This window comes from Vibrio sp. Vb1337, from assembly GCF_033338715.1.
In the GTDB taxonomy this organism is placed as follows: Bacteria; Pseudomonadota; Gammaproteobacteria; order Enterobacterales; family Vibrionaceae; genus Vibrio; species Vibrio alginolyticus.
Genome location: NZ_JAWOTD010000011.1, coordinates 78,547 through 96,622, shown reverse-complemented (window position 1 = coordinate 96,622; position 18,076 = coordinate 78,547). Strand labels below are relative to the sequence as shown.

14 protein-coding genes are annotated in these 18,076 nt (G+C 44.8%); 5 read left to right on the top strand and 9 right to left on the bottom strand.

Annotated features, from left to right (window positions below; all coding sequences use genetic code 11):
* Positions 1-212: 212 nt before the first annotated feature.
* From R7E42_RS14145 to gap, 5 genes are all read right to left on the bottom strand, one after another.
* Positions 213-1,160, bottom strand: coding sequence for a ChaN family lipoprotein (locus R7E42_RS14145; protein ID WP_213973454.1), 948 nt, complete (start codon positions 1,158-1,160; stop codon positions 213-215).
* 98 nt (positions 1,161-1,258) lie between these two features.
* Positions 1,259-2,086: a 23S rRNA (guanine(745)-N(1))-methyltransferase gene (gene rlmA / locus R7E42_RS14140; protein ID WP_206959624.1), complete on the bottom strand. Its 828-nt coding sequence runs from the start codon at positions 2,084-2,086 to the stop codon at positions 1,259-1,261.
* A 96-nt stretch (positions 2,087-2,182) separates the two neighbouring features.
* Complete coding sequence (locus tag R7E42_RS14135; RefSeq protein ID WP_225495499.1) at positions 2,183-4,219, bottom strand: methyl-accepting chemotaxis protein; 2,037 nt, start codon at positions 4,217-4,219, stop codon at positions 2,183-2,185.
* Positions 4,220-4,417: 198 nt separating this feature from the next.
* Entirely contained in the window at positions 4,418-5,302 is an 885-nt protein-coding gene (locus R7E42_RS14130) for a D-hexose-6-phosphate mutarotase (protein WP_033907352.1), read from the bottom strand.
* Between the two features lie 156 nt (positions 5,303-5,458).
* Positions 5,459-6,454: a type I glyceraldehyde-3-phosphate dehydrogenase gene (gene gap / locus R7E42_RS14125; RefSeq protein WP_005380697.1), complete on the bottom strand. Its 996-nt coding sequence runs from the start codon at positions 6,452-6,454 to the stop codon at positions 5,459-5,461.
* A 337-nt stretch (positions 6,455-6,791) separates the two neighbouring features.
* Between gap and msrB the strand changes: the two genes are divergently transcribed.
* Complete coding sequence (msrB, locus tag R7E42_RS14120) at positions 6,792-7,199, top strand: peptide-methionine (R)-S-oxide reductase MsrB (protein ID WP_042522504.1); 408 nt, start codon at positions 6,792-6,794, stop codon at positions 7,197-7,199.
* A gap of 117 nt (positions 7,200-7,316) precedes the next feature.
* On the opposite strand, the gene R7E42_RS14115 is transcribed toward msrB, so the two are convergent.
* Positions 7,317-8,138, bottom strand: coding sequence for a DUF2989 domain-containing protein (locus R7E42_RS14115; protein WP_274342311.1), 822 nt, complete (start codon positions 8,136-8,138; stop codon positions 7,317-7,319).
* 101 nt (positions 8,139-8,239) lie between these two features.
* Between R7E42_RS14115 and R7E42_RS14110 the strand changes: the two genes are divergently transcribed.
* Entirely contained in the window at positions 8,240-8,524 is a 285-nt protein-coding gene (locus R7E42_RS14110) for a YeaC family protein (protein ID WP_005380700.1), read from the top strand.
* A gap of 95 nt (positions 8,525-8,619) precedes the next feature.
* Here R7E42_RS14110 and ansA read toward each other — a convergent pair whose 3' ends face one another.
* Positions 8,620-9,633, bottom strand: a complete 1,014-nt coding sequence (ansA, locus tag R7E42_RS14105) for an asparaginase (RefSeq protein WP_017635822.1) — start codon at positions 9,631-9,633, stop codon at positions 8,620-8,622.
* Between the two features lie 164 nt (positions 9,634-9,797).
* Positions 9,798-11,648 (bottom strand): signal peptide peptidase SppA, encoded by a 1,851-nt coding sequence (gene sppA, locus R7E42_RS14100; RefSeq protein WP_238970015.1) that lies wholly within the window; start codon positions 11,646-11,648, stop codon positions 9,798-9,800.
* 224 nt (positions 11,649-11,872) lie between these two features.
* Between sppA and R7E42_RS14095 the strand changes: the two genes are divergently transcribed.
* Entirely contained in the window at positions 11,873-13,885 is a 2,013-nt protein-coding gene (locus R7E42_RS14095) for an NADPH-dependent 2,4-dienoyl-CoA reductase (RefSeq protein ID WP_213876325.1), read from the top strand.
* A 59-nt stretch (positions 13,886-13,944) separates the two neighbouring features.
* On the opposite strand, the gene R7E42_RS14090 is transcribed toward R7E42_RS14095, so the two are convergent.
* Positions 13,945-15,261, bottom strand: coding sequence for an MFS transporter (locus R7E42_RS14090; RefSeq protein ID WP_318072771.1), 1,317 nt, complete (start codon positions 15,259-15,261; stop codon positions 13,945-13,947).
* 173 nt (positions 15,262-15,434) lie between these two features.
* Between R7E42_RS14090 and R7E42_RS14085 the strand changes: the two genes are divergently transcribed.
* Positions 15,435-15,983 (top strand): NAD(P)H nitroreductase, encoded by a 549-nt coding sequence (locus R7E42_RS14085; protein WP_005380711.1) that lies wholly within the window; start codon positions 15,435-15,437, stop codon positions 15,981-15,983.
* Between the two features lie 103 nt (positions 15,984-16,086).
* Positions 16,087-18,054, top strand: a complete 1,968-nt coding sequence (locus R7E42_RS14080) for a DNA topoisomerase III (protein WP_054575560.1) — start codon at positions 16,087-16,089, stop codon at positions 18,052-18,054.
* Positions 18,055-18,076 lie beyond the last annotated feature (22 nt).

The window sequence follows — 18,076 nt, the reverse complement described above, 5'->3', positions numbered from 1 at the left end:
CGGGTAAAAAGCAGTTATATTTTTATCGGCGGCAAAGTTTATTTCTGAAGCTATTTGGATAAAAACAGGTCTGCTTTTGCCGCTTCTAGTTTCTATTGGTGATCATTAGCAAAAAATAGACCAGCAGGAAGCAGACCCTTGTCACTCGATGAACTCGGAGCGGTGTGATGATGCAACGCAACGACAAGGTAGTAACTTAAATTGAAGACCAGCTACTTACATTGAAGATCGTTATTGCGTTTAGTTAGATGTTGATATGCCGCCATGCGGTGAGCATCTTGTACATACCGTACTGGTGGTGCGAGAACCTCTAACTGATAGTCTGTATTATCAGAAAGCACGTTATCTGTTGGGCTAATTACAATCACTTTTAAGCTCGGGTTGCGGCTTAAGATTGATGCTGCCGTACCCAACCCTTGCTCGGTGTGAAACTTGCCCGCAACATGGACAATCTGAACGCCTGGGTTGTCGTCTAGATAGCTAACGATAGATTCCGCCATAGTTTCATCCCAAGTAACTTGAGCTGCAAACTGTTTTTCCGTCTGCTCTGGCTTACCGTGATGCATGGATGCCATGAACTTTTCTTTGTACGGACTACTACCAGTGTTGATGGCTTGTGCAATGAACATCCGCTGATCATCATCGAGCTTGTTAATGTAATCTAGCCCTTGTCGACCAATGCATCGAACAATGCTCTTTGGTGCATTTGCTGCAATGACCGGGAGATTTTTCTGCTTAGCAAACTCCACGAGAGGGCGATAGTCGCTTTCATAATTGGGCCAAGCGTTGGCTTGTTTCATTAAGTACTGTTCGCCGATCTCCCCACGTAGGTAAGCGTCAACAACAGGTTGTTTGTCGCGGGTAAATTGTTCCATAGATAACGCGAGTGAGCGGTTGTAGGACGTAAGTTGTTTGAGCATATCGGTTTGAAAGCGATGAACGCCGGCGTGTGTGTGCCATTCACCAATAAGAATGACATCTGCTTGTTGCAGCTCAATTGGCAGTTTGCTTAGAGCGATGTGCTCGCCAGAAGGGGTGTATAGTTGGTAGTCGTAAAAACTAGTGACTTCCGCTGAGGTTGCGTGAGAGTTGGTGTGCGTATATGAAGAGCAACCAGTAAGTAAGCCTGCAAAGAGCAAGCTCAAAGTAGAAAAGCGCATTGAAAAGCCTCCAAAAATGTCCGGATGATATTAATGGAGGCTGAGCAATGAATCAATATAAATGATAACTATTTGCGTTTGTTGTTTTTTTTGACTTATTAATTGAGTGTTTTTTTGCGATATACACGCAACATAAAATCAGCCTCACATTGGAAAAGTGTAGCGGATTTCAACTCTTCACGAAGAGCATCGGTTGCTTTCCATGCGAATGGCGTCATTTGCAATAAATCGATTGCGGCTCCGTTTTTCAAGTCCATAACATAGTTAAGATGCTGCTGGTGCTCTAATTCAAACCCTGCAATATGTTCTGGTTCTTCATTGTGAAGACGAACTTCTTGATAAATGCGCTCACGCAGTTGGTATAAGTGGCGGCTAGCAGGAGTAACCGTGACAACAACGCCGTCGTTTTTTACAACGCGCTGCAGCTCCTCAGCTTTACACGGGGCATAAATGCGCAAAATGGCATCTAAGGATTCATTTGCGAAGGGAAGTCGGTGACTAGAAGCCACACTAAAGTTGCAGTGCGTGTAACGCTTCGCCGCGTAACGAATGGCAACTTTGGAAATGTCTAAGCCATAAATCGTGGCATGGTTCGCTTGTGTTTCTATCGTCTTTTGTACTTGATCTGTGTAGTAACCTTCACCACAACCAATATCTAATAATTGATGGGTGCTCCCCTCAGTGTATGTTGCACACAGCTGCGCCACTTCTTGGCGCATTGGGTTGTAGTAATCTCCTTCAAGGAATCGACGACGAGCTTGCATCATCTCTTTGTTGTCACCAGGATCTTTAGAACGTTTGTGGTGCGCTGGCATCAAGTTAACGTAGCCTTCTTTTGCTAAGTCAAACTGATGATTGTTTTCGCACTTAAACGTTTTTTCATTTAACGCTAGAGCTTGGTGGCATAGAGGGCATTGATAGTTCATGACGATCTCGAACAGAAAGTAGGGCGGCAAATTCTATCAAAAAGCATGGTCTCAAGTGAAACAAAAAGAGCCGACTGGGTCGGCTCTTATTAAGTATTAGTGGAAGAAGTCGACTTGCTCTTTCAAGTTTCGTGCTTGTTGTTGAAGTTCAATGGCACTTTGCGAGGTTTTTGCGCTCGTGTTGCGGCTTTCTCGGTTAAGTTCACTGATAGAATGGGCATTTGCTGCAATTTCTTGTGAAACTTGAGCTTGTTCTTCTGAAGTCGCTGCAATGGCGTCGGCTTGAGAGGCTATCGACTGCACTTGTACTGCGATGGCTTCTAATGCTGTGCCCGCGTCTTGTGCTTTGTCCAAGACCTGGTTTGCACTGCGTTGGCTGTCTGTCATCATATTAACTGCATTATGAGTCGACCCTTTTAGTTTCTCGATAATTTCCACGACATCCTGAACTGAGCTTTGGGTTCGGTGCGCAAGTGTGCGCACTTCATCTGCTACAACAGCGAAGCCACGGCCTTGCTCACCTGCTCGTGCTGCTTCAATGGCGGCATTCAAGGCAAGTAAATTGGTTTGCTCAGCAATTTCATCAATCATTTTAGTGACGGTTTGAATACTCTCGCTATCGCGATTTACTTGCTCGATAGCCGTTGCTGATTGATCCAATTGATCGTTAAGTTGAGCAACGTCGATACATACGCCTTCAACAATCGCGAGACCAGACTGACTATCAGTATTTGCTGAGCGTACGTTTTCCGCAATGCTTTCGACTTGTTGTGCGACAGATTGAGCGGAAGAGGCCATTTCTTCAATCGCTGTCACAACTTGCTCGACTTCTTGTTGTTGTCGGTCGGCTTGGGTCAAATTGCTATGTGCATCGTTGGCAACGCTGGTGGAGTTGCTCTCCACTAAGTCGCTTGTTGAACGGATCTTACCAACAAGTTCATTGAGCTGACTTGCCATACTGGCGACACCCGAGCTCAGGTTCGTAATTTCATTCTTTGATGCTTTACGAGACGCTGGAATGTTCAAGCTGACTTCGCCGCCCGCTAAGCGAGTCATGTATGAGTTTAGAGTCGTGAGAGGTTGTAAGCTGCGATTCAAGAAAAGCGTCAGTACAACAAAAGTAATGATTGCCGCTACCGAAGAAATGATGGCAATGAGTGTGAGAAGCGTGTCGCTACCTTTTGTAACTTCTTTGATAAACGTACCGCCTAGCAGTTTCCAATTCCAACCTGGAACCTCTGTGTAGACAAGATACTTTTCGCCTACGTTACCTTGGTACTCGAAAGGGTAGCGAATTAATCCACTAGATTGTTCGAAAATCTGACCAAAAGGCTTGTGACCATTGTAGTCGGCGACTTCTAGTATTGACGAATCTGAGCCGCTTTTTGCTGGATGAAGTAGGTATTTACCAAGATTGTTTTCGTCGTTATCAACGATAATGGTGTAACCAGTGTCGCCCCATTTTATCTCTTCGAGTGCATCGAATAAGGTTTGTGTCGCTTGGTCTACTGGTAAACCAATAAACGATAGGCCTACTACCTTTCCTGTCGCATCTTTGATTGGGGCATAGTAGGTAATGTAGCGCTCGCCATACAATTTAATTTGAGCGTAATACGGTTGCCCTGCTTTAAGTTGCTGATAACCAGGATGGTTGATGCCTAGCGTGGTTCCGACCGCTCGTTGACCTTGTGGATCTTTTAGGGAGGTGGACACCCGAATAAAGTCGTCACCCAATGGTGCGAATAGCGTTGCTATAGCGCCGGTATCACGTGTGAAACTGTCGACCAACTTGGTGTCATTAATTAAGCTTTCACTGTATTGAGTGATGTTTGGTACTTCATGTCCCATGAAGTCAACCGTGTAATTTTCGACATAGACACCGGCAAGGTAGCCATTGCGAAAAGTAGATTCGAGGACTTTAGCGGTGTGCAGGTAAGCATCGAATTGGCCAGCAATGGTTTTTGCCATTGATTCTACTTTAGATTGGTGTTCTTTCAGCGTGCTTTCCAATAGAACATCGGAAGCGTTGCGGTAAACAAGCGCTGCAATACTGCTGAAAGCAATGAATAGACACAAAGTAATCACCAGTTTCAACTGGAATCCGACACTTTGATTTCGGTATCTCTCTAACATAGACTAATTCCTGATATTTTTATTATTTATGAGTTTTGTATCGGTATGCTATCGGTTTATATGATCAATTTTTTTGATATTTATTAATGAAACCGTCAAAAGTGACCAGTAACCAATAAGTTAGTAAAGATAGGACCATCTAAGCAGAGCTTTTATTACAAAAAAAGCCGGGTATCCCCGGCCTTTATATGGTGATTCTTACTGCGCTGAAATGACAGTGACAAGTTCATGTGTCTCACCTGGTTGGAGCGTTTGACCTTGCTCAATACTTGGTGCATGAACAGCAGACTCCACACACAACATGGTTTGATAACCATCGTCAGCCATGTCACCCATGCTTTGCGCACCTTCTGCCCAAGGGTTCCATAATACTGCTGAGTTGTGGCCTTGGTTGTGTACGCTTAGCGTACGATCCAATACCGGGTCTTTTACCAAAATTTTCGCTTCTGGTTGCGTGTAAACGCGATCAATCGTGTCAGTTAGTTGTAGAACATTACCACCTTGGCATACCGCATCAGCTTTCAAGCTATCAATGTACTCGGCACCCATGCCTGTCGTTTGTGCTTGCTTAATGTCTCCAACGTTTAGGTAAGTATGTAATGCGCCAGAGAAGGTCCAAGCCTCGTCATCAATGTTCATGACTTTGAGCGTCACTTTTAGCTCATCGCCCACTTCAATCACCAAACGAGCGTCAAACATATGGGGCCAAATATCGTGGATTTCTTCTGTCGGGAACAGAGCAAGTTCAACAATCACACCGTTATGGTTCTCACGATGTTCAACCAACTCCCATTCTGCGGTGCGGGCAAAGCCGTGAGCTGGAGCAGCAATACGCCCAAACCAAGGCCAACAAACCGGAATACCACCGCGAAGAGCAGCTTTACCATCGAAGACAGCTTTTTCGCTCATCCAGATCAGATCTTCTTGACCTTCAGGCGTGAACGACACGACATGACCACCGTGTAGCGAGATGCCTGCCGTTGCTTTGTCATGAATCACGCGGACGATTTTTATCTGATCAACTTCAACGATAGTGACGTTATCAGATAGCACCGTTAGGGCTGGGAGAGTTTTTAAATCCATGTGTAGTTTCCTATCGCTGGGGGAGAGCTTTTAGACGCGCTTCGCACATTAAATGCAACATCGAGCCTGCATTCTCTCAAATTCCAGATACAAAAAAGGCGACTCTAGAGCCGCCTTTTCTTTAACGAAGTTATTCGCTAATTGCTAACTTTCTAATTACTTAGAGATGTGAGCGATTAGGTCTAGAACTTTGTTTGAGTAACCGATTTCGTTGTCGTACCAAGATACAACCTTAACGAATTTGTCAGTTAGCGCGATACCAGCTTTAGCATCGAATACTGAAGTGCAAACTTCGCCGATGAAGTCTTGAGATACAACTGCATCTTCAGTGTAGCCTAGAACGCCTTTTAGTTCGCCTTCAGAAGCTTCTTTCATCGCTTTACAGATGTCTTCGTAAGAAGCACCGTTAACTAGGTTAACAGTTAGGTCAACTACAGAAACGTTAGCAGTTGGTACGCGGAAAGCCATACCAGTTAGTTTGCCGTTTACTTCTGGAAGTACAACGCCTACAGCTTTAGCAGCACCAGTTGAAGATGGGATGATGTTTTGAGAAGCACCACGACCACCGCGCCAGTCTTTAGCAGAAGGACCATCTACAGTTTTTTGAGTTGCTGTAGTTGCGTGAACTGTAGTCATAAGACCAGATTCGATACCGAACTTGTCGTTAAGAACTTTAGCGATAGGCGCTAGACAGTTAGTAGTACAAGAAGCGTTAGAAACGATGTCTTGACCAGCGTAAGTGTCGAAGTTTACGCCGTTAACGAACATTGGAGTAGCGTCTTTAGAAGGACCAGTTAGTACAACTTTTTTCGCGCCAGCAGTGATGTGCTTACGTGCAGTCTCGTCAGTTAGGAAAAGACCAGTTGCTTCAGCTACAACGTCAACACCGATTTCGTCCCATTTTAGGTCTTCAGGGTTGCGCTCTGCAGTAACACGTACAGTTTTACCGTTAACGATTAGGTTACCGCCTTCAACTTCAACAGTACCGTTGAAACGGCCGTGAGTTGAGTCATACTTAAGCATGTATGCCATGTAATCTACATCGATAAGGTCGTTAATACCTACTACTTCGATGTCGTTGCGCTCTTGCGCTGCACGGAATACGAAACGACCGATACGGCCAAAACCGTTAATACCTACTTTGATAGTCATTATAGTTGCTCCACAACTTAATTTCTGATTAAAGATAACTGGTAGTAAAATTACAGAATCCAGTAAACATCTGCAAGTGATAATCGGACTTAACTTGTTTAAAGTCAAAAAAAAGCGACGCTTTTTTTAACAATTCTTTGCAAATGTACGTTTTTTAAACTTTTAACTGATTCTTCTGTAGCCCAGTTGGCGTAATATAACTGGTGAGATAAGTGCTCTTATCAAATTAATTACTCATGGTGTCCTGGTGAGAAAGTATGTGCTACAAGTGTTAAGAGAAGCAAGTTTTTTGCTAAAAAAGTCAATACCAAGAACAGTAAATAAGGAGCCGAAAGTCGTGGAACAAAGCGGGAAAAAAGTGACGAAGTCAGATGAACAGTGGCGTGAGCAACTGTCTGATGAAGAGTTCCGTATTTGCCGAGAGCAAGGTACAGAGCCTCCTTTCAGCGGTAAGCTACTGCATAATAAGGAAACTGGTGTTTATGCTTGTACTTGTTGTAATGCCCCTCTCTTTGTCTCTGATAACAAGTATGACTCTGGCTGCGGATGGCCAAGTTTTGATGCGCCTATCAACGATCAAGCGGTGCGCTATTTAGAAGATCTAAGTCACGGAATGGTACGTACAGAGATTCGTTGTGCAACGTGTGATAGCCATCTAGGGCACGTTTTTGAAGATGGCCCACAGACCACAGGAGAGCGTTTTTGTGTTAATTCTGTGTCGTTAATTTTCAACAAATCAGAATAATAACGACAAAATTGTGCTCGAGATTGTTTTATCCTTTCAGGATGATTCAAGCTCAACAGTGATCTGAGTGTCGCTCGACTTAAATAAAAACTCCCGCTCATTGCGGGAGTTTTTCGTTTATATCTCACTGGGTATCATTGTTGGGGAATAGATACCTTTCTCTATGGCTTTCGCCACCGATTCGGCTAATTCATCCAACTGCTTATATCGCTCTGGATGACTGAAATTGAACATACGTTGGAGCTGCTTTTCATCAGCAAGCGGTACGTCGAATCTCTTCGCGACCATTGCCCATAGATACGCTTGCTCTTTGTCTCCAAGCCCTTGATGAATACTTGCCATTGACTTGAGAATGACCGGATTGATGTTGTCTTCATCAGATAAAGACAACGCGTTATTAAGAAGCTCCAGGGTTTTCTTGGTATCTCGGTTGGTATAAAAAGTGGCTAATGCATATTGCATCTCAGCATTATTTAATTGGGGAGACCCTTCCATTTGTAAAAATGTGCGCCGAGCTTGAGTATCTCCCGTTTGAGACCATAAGAAATACAAAGTAGCCGGGTCTTCTGAACCTTTTAACTCGTTTACAATGCGCTCTAGCTCATCAATACTGTGTACCAATGCATTAAAGCGTTGTCTTTTGAGAGCACTTTGATCAATAGGGGTGATCTGGGAGGCGAGTTCTAAGCATTTCCTATATTCAGCGACCAGACCGTATTTGATGATTTGGTTTGCTTCCGATGGGTTTTTCAATTGCTCAAACCGATGCCAAACCAAATTTGTTCTTGGAATTCGACATTGGCCGTCATCCATATTGAGCTGCTCGCAACGCAGTTCTGGTGTTTTTTGGCACAACTCTTCGGTTGTCACGTTACCTTCAAAACAGCCCGATAGCACAAAACATGCGAGGCTGAGAAGTAACCAGTTTGTTCTTTTCATGGCTTTGCTTGTGATCCGTTACACCAATTCATTTTCGTATTCTTGACTCAGTTTCTTAACCCGTTATGTTCTGTAAATAGAATGTAATAAGAAGGTACACTATGGACGCAGAACAACTATTACAAGCGATGACTCCAGAAGTTTATGATCGCTTAGTCTATGCAGTAGAAACGGGAAGATGGCCTGAGGGTACAACACTTTCTAAAGAGCAGCGAGATTCGTGTATGCAAGCTGTGATGTTGTATCAATCAAAACATAATACTGATGCGCAGCATATGACGGTTGCAGCCGGTGGTGAAATCAGTTTTAAATCAAAACAAGAGCTTAAAAAACAATTCAGCGGAGAAGAGAGCGATATTGTTCGTGTGAATCCGAACATTGATTAATCCTTACGCCTTATTTCTCAAAATTTTATTATTTTGATTTTGAAAGAAAAAAGCCCAAATTGTATTGGGCTTTTTAGATCGCAGAAAGCTTGAACTTACAGGCTCATTTCACCACGCAGTACTTGTTGCATTCTCTCTTTTACTTCTTCGTAAGAAAGGTTTTGGCTTAGAAGGTAGTGTAGTTTTGCCAGCGCCGCTTCGGGCGTCATGTCAAAGCCACTGATAACACCAGAGTCTGCGAGCGCACAACCTGTGGCATATCCGCCCATATTCACTTTACCTGCCAAACACTGAGTTAGGTTTACGACAATAACGCCGCGCTCAGAGGCTTCTTTCAGGTGACCAAGCAGCTCAGGGTTCTGAGGAGCATTACCGACACCAAAAGTCAGAAGAATCATCGCATTCACGGGCTGACGAAGCGTGTTGCGGATAACTTCGTGTGAAATACCAGGGTACATGGTGATCACACCGATTGGTTGTGGCGTGATGTTGTGAACCTTAAACTCACCTTCTGGTTGTGCACCAACGGTTACGCTGTTGCTAACTTGAATATTGATCCCAGCTTCCAATAGTGGAGGAAGGTTTGGTGAAGTAAAGGCATTAAAACCGTCTGCATGAGATTTTGTACTGCGGTTACCACGCATCAATTGATTATTGAAGAACAAAGTTACTTCGTTGATCGGGTAGTTTGCCGCAATATGTAGCGCGTTTAATAGGTTTGCTTGGCCGTCAGAACGCAGCTCTGCGAGAGGGATTTGTGAACCCGTTACAATCACTGGCTTACCAAGGTTTTCAAGCATGAAAGACAATGCGGACGCTGTGTACGCCATGGTGTCAGTACCATGTAGGATAACGAAACCATCGTATTTGTCATAGTTGTCACGAATATCATTCGCAATCTGCTGCCAGTCAGCAGGTGTCATATCTGATGAGTCAATCAGAGGGTCGTATTCGTGGATGGTGTAATCCGGCATTTCAGGACGATGGAATTCGGGCATGCTTGCTAATTGCTTTTCCATAAAGCCAGCAACAGGCACATAGCCGTGGTCGGATTTTTGCATTCCGATGGTACCACCGGTGTAAGCGATGTAGATGTGTTTTCTAGTCATCGTTTTTTCTTTCGTGTAGGGGAACAGAGGCGGGGATTATATACCTAAATAACCTTGAGATGCGAGGCTATACGCACAGCATCAGAAAGTCATCTGAGGAGATGCAAAGCCTAATAAAAAGGGCACTTCAAGTAGAAGTGCCCTTTGTAATATTGATGGAAAAACTACTGCACTTGGCAGTTCAAACAAAATGCGTATTGACCTTTAGGATCGTTGAAGCTTTGGAGCAAGCTTGCGTCTTGTTCGAATTGTTGAGCTACGGGTTGAAGACTTTTTGGTAGCAAGCTTGTTGCATCAATACCTAGAGAGACTTTCACCTGTTTCATAAACTCTTGTAGAAATAGTTCAGTAGGTGAAAGAGGCTCTTCTACCCAGTAAATGCCGTAATCGGTTACGTTCGCTAGTTTCGCCGCTAGCTCTACAGCATCATCAAAGTCACCCATTTGATCGACAAGACCAAAGGATAGTGCATCTTGGCCAGTCCAAACTCGACCTTGAGCAACTTTGTCAACTTCCTCTAGAGACATATCGCGATTCTCGCCAACTAGAGAAATAAAGCGCTTGTAACCGTGCTCGATACCTAATTGGAACACTTGAGACGCGCCCTCAGAAAGGCCAGTGGTAATACCGTCACCTGAGAACGGCGATGTGCCAACGCCATCAGTGTTAATACCTAACTTGCTAAAGCCTTTTTCAAACGTGGTGATGACACTAAATATACCAATGGAGCCCGTCAGGGTTGTTGGCTGAGCAACGATTTTGTCTGCGCTCATTGAAATCCAATAACCACCAGAAGCGGCCAAACTCGACATGGATACAACAACCGGCTTACCTGCTTGCTTCAGAGCATCTACTTCGTTACGAATCACTTCAGAAGCAAAGGCACTGCCTCCTGGACTATCTACTCGTAACACGACCGCTTTCACTTTTTCATCATTGCGTGCTTGACGCAGCAAGCTTGCGACCGTGTCACCACCAACAGTTCCGCGAGGTTGTTGACCGTCCATAATCGCGCCACTTGCTAGAACAACGGCGATGTCGTGCTGAGGTAGTGTGTAATCGGGACGAATCGTTGCAAGGTAGTCGTAGTAACCAATCGCGTTGTAGCTGTCTTTGCCGTCACTACCAAACTGTTTTGCAAATAGAGTGCGAATGTCTTGGCGTGTCGCAAGTTCATCCACTAGCCCCAGTTTGACTGCGAGCTGAGCAATATCTCCATTTACAGACTTCATCTCGTTAATCAGCTCATCCATGGTTGGATTAAGCACTTTCGCATCAATGTTTCGGTTTGTTGTTACGTCATCAACAAAAGCACTCCATAATTGAGTAACCCAACGTGTTGCTGACTCTTTCGCCGCATCGGACATGTCATCACGAATAAACGGTTCGATAGCGGATTTATAAGTACCTACGCGAAAAACATGAGTAGAAACGTCAAGCTTTTCAAGTAACGTTTTGTAGTACATTGAGTAAGCGCTGTAACCTTTAATCAATACACCACCATCAGGTGCCAGATAAACTTTATCGGCGTAACTTGCCAAGTAATATTGGCTTTGGTTGTAGAAATCACCTACGGCGTAAACGGGTTTGCCTGACGCTTTAAATTCGTTCAACGCTTTCGCGATGTAACGTAGTTTCGTGAGATTTGTTTCTGGCATGTCTCGCAGTGCTAGCACTAATCCAGACACTTTAGGATCGTCTTTCGCGTAGCGAATAGTATCAACGATATCGAAAAGGACGTTTTCTTTCGGTAGCTCATTACCCAAAAGGGAACCAGCAAAAGAGTCCATTGGGTTTACATAACGTCTTTGTTCGACAATTGGGCCTGAAAGGTTCATCACCAATGCCGATTCTTTTTCGACGACAGGTTGACCGTCTCCGGTATAAGTAAAGGCAAAGTAGAAAACGGCAATCATCAGCAAGAAAATTAGGTTTGCCAGTGCGAGTCTGATGAAAGTGATACTTTTCCATATCCCTTTAAATATCAAACCAATAAATTTGAAGAGTTTTTTCATCTTGTCTCCATAACGAGATAGTTACGCCGAGTCTAACAAAGTATGGGTTCTTATCTCTAAGATCTCAAAAGATAACATTTTTTTAGCTTATCACGACCACTCAACAATTGGCATATTTTCACACGAGATTGATCAGTGTTACAAAAATGTAAACGCTTGTTTGATTTTTTGGTTGAGCAGGCTTAATCTGGTCAGACCATGATAATAACAATGGATGTTAAGTGATGTCTGCCATGTACCCAAACCTATTAAAGCCACTGGACCTCGGTTTCACACAATTACGAAACCGAGTTCTGATGGGATCAATGCACACGGGCTTAGAAGAGCACAAAGAAGGATTACACAAGCTCGCTGCTTTTTATGAAGAACGCACGAAAGGCGGTGTCGGACTGATTGTAACCGGAGGTTTTTCTCCTAACTTACGCGGTCGTTTACACCCGTTGAGTGCTGAATTCAGCAAGCCAAAACATGCTAAAGCCCATAAAGTTGTGACAGAAGCGGTGCACAAGCACGGTGGTAAAATTGCGTTGCAAATTCTCCATGCTGGGCGTTATGCAATGCATCCATTCTCGCAAAGTGCATCTGGCATTAAAGCGCCAATTGCAAAGTTTGCTCCGAGTGAAATGAGCGACCGCCAGATAAAGAAAACCATCGACGCGTTTGCTAATAGTGCGGAGTTAGCACAGCTTGCTGGTTATGATGGCGTCGAGTTAATGGGCTCGGAAGGTTACTTGATAAACCAATTCTTATGTAAACGTACTAATATGCGTTACGACGAATGGGGTGGCAGCTATAAAAAACGTATGCGTTTTCCGCTAGAAATTGTTAAAGCGGTACGCAAGGCGGTAGGTGACAAGTTCATCATCATCTTCCGTCTTTCTATGCTGGATCTTGTCGAGCAGGGCAGCACTTTTGAAGACGTTATCGAATTGGCGAAAGCACTTGAAGAGGCTGGCGTCACGATTATTAATACGGGTATCGGTTGGCATGAGGCTCGAATTCCGACCATTGCGACTCAAGTACCACGCGGTGCGTTTACATGGGTTACGGAAAAAGTTAAACCTCACGTTTCGGTTCCTATTATCACTTGCAACCGTATAAATACGCCAGATGAAGCAGAACGTATTTTATCTTCAGGTCATGCCGACATGGTTTCGATGGCGCGCCCATTCTTGGCCGATCCTTACTTTGTTGCTAAAGCCGAACAGGAAAAAGCGCAGTTTATTAATACGTGTATTGGTTGTAATCAGGCGTGTCTAGATAACGTGTTTAAAGGTAAGCGCGCCAGTTGCTTAGTGAACCCTCTAGCGTGCTATGAAACCGAAATTGTTGTTGAACCAGCCTTTAAAAAGAAAAACATTGCAGTTGTTGGTGCTGGACCTGCGGGCTTGGCTTGTGCGACCACACTGGCTGAACGTGGCCATAAGGTTGATCTGTTCGAAAAGAACGACCGCATCGGTGGTCAGTTCCGTCTTGCGATGCAGATCCCTGGTAAGGAAGAGTTTCGAGAGACGATACGATATTTCGCTAACCGTATTGATGAAACAGGCGTGAATCTGCACTTATCGACGGAAGCGAACTATGACTTACTCACAGAATACGATGAGATAGTGATGGCATCGGGTGTTGAGCCACGTAAAGTCAATATTGATGGAATTGATAACCCAGAGAAAGTCGTCGACTATCAAACTCTCATTCGAGACAAAACGCCAGTCGGTGAGAAAGTGGCTATCGTTGGTGCTGGTGGCATTGGCGTAGATGTCGCGACCATGCTCACAGAGCCAGTTGGACAAACGTTGGATGACTGGTTGCATGAATGGGGAATCGACAAGGAGATGTCTCAGCCGGGTGGTTTATACCCTTACCCTGATGCGGTTAGCGATAAAGAAGTCTGGGTACTTCAGCGTCGTAAAGGTCGTGTAGGTAAAGGTCCGGGTAAAACGACAGGTTGGATCCATAAACGTACCCTTGAAAAACGGGGCGTACATTTAGTCGGTGGTGTGTCTTACGATAAAATTGATGATCAAGGTTTGCACATTCATGTAGACGGAAGCGCGCAGGTACTTAATGCAGACAAAGTTATCATTTGTGCTGGGCAAGAGTCTGTACGTCCGTTTGAAGATAAATGGTCTGAACTTGGAGATAAGATTCATATCATTGGCGGAGCTGACCATGCGGGTGAACTTGATGCTGTGCGTGCGATTCGTCAAGGTGTTAAATTGGCGGTAAAACTCTAGCCTTTTAATGTGTGTTTACCATAAAAGCTGCGCTTTGAGCGCAGCTTTTTTGTATAGAACTAGTCACTGATATCTGGCAGTTGTTTGGCCATTACCACGCCAGAAAAAGTAATCAAAGAGAACACTAACACCACAGCTGAAAGGCTCAAGAAGTTCGACATAACACCAAGAGAGCTCATTAGAAGCAGCATTATCCCAACCACTGTGTTACTCACGGCTACATAGCTCGTTCGTTTGTCACCTTCTGCGATATCAACTAAATAGGTTTTTCGTCCGACTCGTATTCCGTCGTGGGCAATACAAACACAAAAGTAAAGCAGAGGAATCACGAATAGGAAGCTTTGGCTAGCGGTGACCCATGTATCGTAAACAAATAACACAACACCAAGTAGCGCGCTCATCATTGCGCCGATGACCATCACACTGCGGCTAGAGCGATCGGACATTCTTCCCCAGAAAGGACCTGACACAAAGGAGGCTAAGCCACTCGCAAACATAAAGAGAGCTAGCACCCAGAGCTGTCCATCCAGAGATTGCTGTGCCAGCACAACGTAGTACGGTGCACTCAGCGCAGAACATAAAAATAGTGTCCGCGTGATAACGAATCGACGAAAGGTCACGTCTGTCTTAAGTAACGCGAGTTGTTTAAATGCTTCGAGGACGCCATTTCGACCACCGTCTACCTCACCGGCATACTCATTAATTCGCGCATAGACGAATGCCGCGATGAGCCATATGACGCCCGCTAAGCCTAAACTCAGACCGTAAAAGCGCTCTGTCGGCTCTACGTCCCATAACCAGGCTAGTGCCAGAAGGCTCGCGAAAAGCAGCGTAACCAGGCCAGCAGCGCTTGAAGACCAGCCGTTGACTTGACCTCGTTGGTTTTTAGGGATGGTTTTGCCCAATACATCTTTTGATGCGACGGAATTTAAACCGCGTGAGAGGCTGAAGATCACAAGGCATGCAATCACACCATAACCCGCAGCTGCTCCTGTTAGAGTTAATGCGACCAATCCGATTGCAAATATGGAAAGAGCCTGCAAGATACTGCCAATTACCCAGACCCATTTTCTTACTGGAATGCGTCGGATGTAGTGCGCGATGCTAAGTTGTGGGATAAGGGATCCTGACTCACGAATAGGAACCAGCCAACCAATTAAGTAAACCGGAGCCCCGAGACTTTGTAGTATCCACGGCAACGTGACTTTAGGATTGATTAACGCATCGCCGACTTTCGTTAAAAACTGAGCGAGAATGATTTTAAGAAAGTTGCCGGGAACTTGATGACAAGCTGATTCAGGAATCGCCTTACAGGCACGGGCATCTTCGTCATTAACGATCTTTTCGTAAATGCTGTTTTGTTTGTCCTTGTTCATCAACCTGCCTATGTTCAACTTATTCATTTCGCGAATAAATTAACATTAAACCCAGATTGATGTTAAGTGAAGCACGTTATCAAGCCCGCAGAAAACCGGTTGTTATTCGCAGGAGCAGATTGTGCTAAAGTGGCGTAAACAAAATAACAACGATATTCAATAAGGATTCTTTCATGGACGCTCTCGATCTTTTGCTCAATCGCCGATCTATCGCGAAGTTATCCGCGCCTGCACCAGAAGGTAAAGCTCTTGAGAACATCATTCGTGCTGGCCTTCGTGCGCCTGACCATGCGGGATTAACCCCTTGGCGTTTCGTTATCGCACAGGGCGATGGTTTGAAAAAACTGTCAGATATCTTGGTAAAAGCGGCAGAAGCTGAAAATAGTGATGAAGCGGTGGTCGAAAAGGTAAAGAATGCCCCATTTCGCGCACCAATGGTGATCACTGTTATTGCTAAAGTAACAGAACATGAGAAAGTACCAGCACTAGAGCAACACTTATCTGCGGGATGCGCTGTACAAGCGATGCAAATGGCAGCCGTAGCACAAGGCTTTCAAGGATTTTGGCGCTCAGGTAAGTGGATGTTCCATCCAGAAGTTCATCAAGCATTTGGTTTAGAAGGTGACGATGAGATTGTTGGTTTCTTGTACTTAGGCACGCCTGGTTGTACACCGATGAAAGTTCCTGAGCGTGACCTTTCTCAGTTTGTTGAATTTCTATAACTGAAAACTTAAATAAACTGACTGTTTATTTATACAGTTTTTCTTGATTTATTAGGGCTACATTCGATAATGTGGCCCTAATTATATTTATTTCCCAAACGTTATGTCTCGTCTGTTTATTGCTGAAAAACCAAGTTTAGGCCGTGCGATTGCCGCTGCACTGCCAAACCCTCAAAAGAAAGATCAAGGATTCATCCGCTGTGGGAACGGGGATATCGTTACTTGGTGTATCGGCCACTTGCTCGAACAAGTCGAACCCGACGCTTACGATGAGCGTTACAAAAAGTGGAATATGGCAGATTTACCAATTGTTCCGCAGCAATGGCAGCTCAGACCGAGGAAAAGTGCAAGTAAGCAATTAACAGTGATTCGTAAATTGCTCAAAGAAGCTAACGAAGTCATTCATGCAGGAGACCCAGATCGAGAGGGTCAGCTGTTAGTTGATGAAGTTCTCGACTATTGCAAGTTATCTAAAACCAAGAAGGAATCTACACAGCGTTTGTTGATTTCCGACTTGAACTTACCTGCGGTTAAACGCGCACTCAGTTCTATGCGCAGTAATCGCGAGTTTATCCCACTTTCAGTTTCAGCATTGGCCCGCTCTCGGGCTGATTGGCTGTATGGTATGAACATGTCTCGTGCTTATACCTTGCTTGGTCAAAAAGCAGGGTATCAAGGTGTTCTCTCGGTAGGGCGAGTGCAAACGCCAGTTCTTGGCTTAGTGGTGCGTCGTGATGAAGAAATCGAAAACTTTGTCCCGAAGGACTATTTTACCCTACATGCTCTGATCCCATATCAAGATCCCAATGGTACTTTTGATATTCGTGCTCGTTGGAAGCCAAGTGAGGCATGCAAGCCTTGGCAGGACGAAGAAGGTCGAGTATTAAACCGTAAGTTGGTAGAAAATGTTGCAAACCGTATTGCAAATCAACCCGCAAAAGTGACAGAGTCGGAACAAAAGCAAACCAAGCAATCAGCACCATTACCTTATTCGTTATCTGCTTTACAGATCGATGCCGCGAAGCGCTATGGTATGAGTGCGCAACAAGTACTAGATACTTGTCAGGCATTGTATGAAAAGCACAAGCTGATCACTTACCCGCGTTCAGATTGTCGCTATTTGCCGATGGAACACTACTCACAAGCAGGGACGGTGACAACTGCTATTGCGAATAACGCAAAAGAGTTGCAAGTTGCCGTTCAGGGAGCAGACTTAACATTAAAGTCCAAAGCCTGGAACGATAAAAAAGTGGATGCGCACCATGCGATTATCCCTACACCGAAGCAAGCTAATGTGAATGCGCTTTCCGGCAATGAGATGAAAGTGTATCAGTTGATTGCGCGCCAGTACCTCATGCAGTTCTATCCGGCGGCGGTTTACGCAGAAGCGAAATTGGTTTTCGATATCGCTGGTGGTACGTTTGTCGCGAAAGGTCGTCAGTTAGTTTCGCCGGGTTGGAAAGCGCTAATGGGCAAAACTGACAAGGAAGATGAAGGTATTGATGCCGTGCCACCGCTACCCGAAGGCACCGTGTTAACTTGTCGTGAAGGGGAAATAAAAGACCGAAAAACCGAGCCACCAAAGCATTTTACCGAGGCATCGCTGTTGCAAGCGATGACCGGGATCGCCCGTTATGTTGCGGATAAAGAACTGAAAAAAATCCTTCGTGACACTGATGGGCTAGGCACGGAAGCGACTCGCGCTGGTATTTTGGACACGCTGTTCAAACGCCAACTGCTTACGCGTCAAGGTAAGTCAATTCTCAGTTCTCCTGCGGGAAGAGGTCTCATTCATGCCTTGCCAGAAGATTCAACATACCCTGATATGACGGCTCATTGGGAGCACCAGTTACAAGGTATGGCAGAGAGAAATCAAGCATATCAGCCGTTCATGCAAGCACTGGAACAACGCATTGATAGCTTGATGGCACAAGTAAAAGCAGGCCCTATCCCTGATTCATTACGTCATCTACCCAAGGTGGAACGTCCTGCGTTTAAACGTAAAAAGCGCAGTTATTCAAAGAATGGTGGCGCGACTAAATCTCGTGCAACCAAAGGTAAGCAGGCATAGGACAAGCGCGGCGTAATTAAAC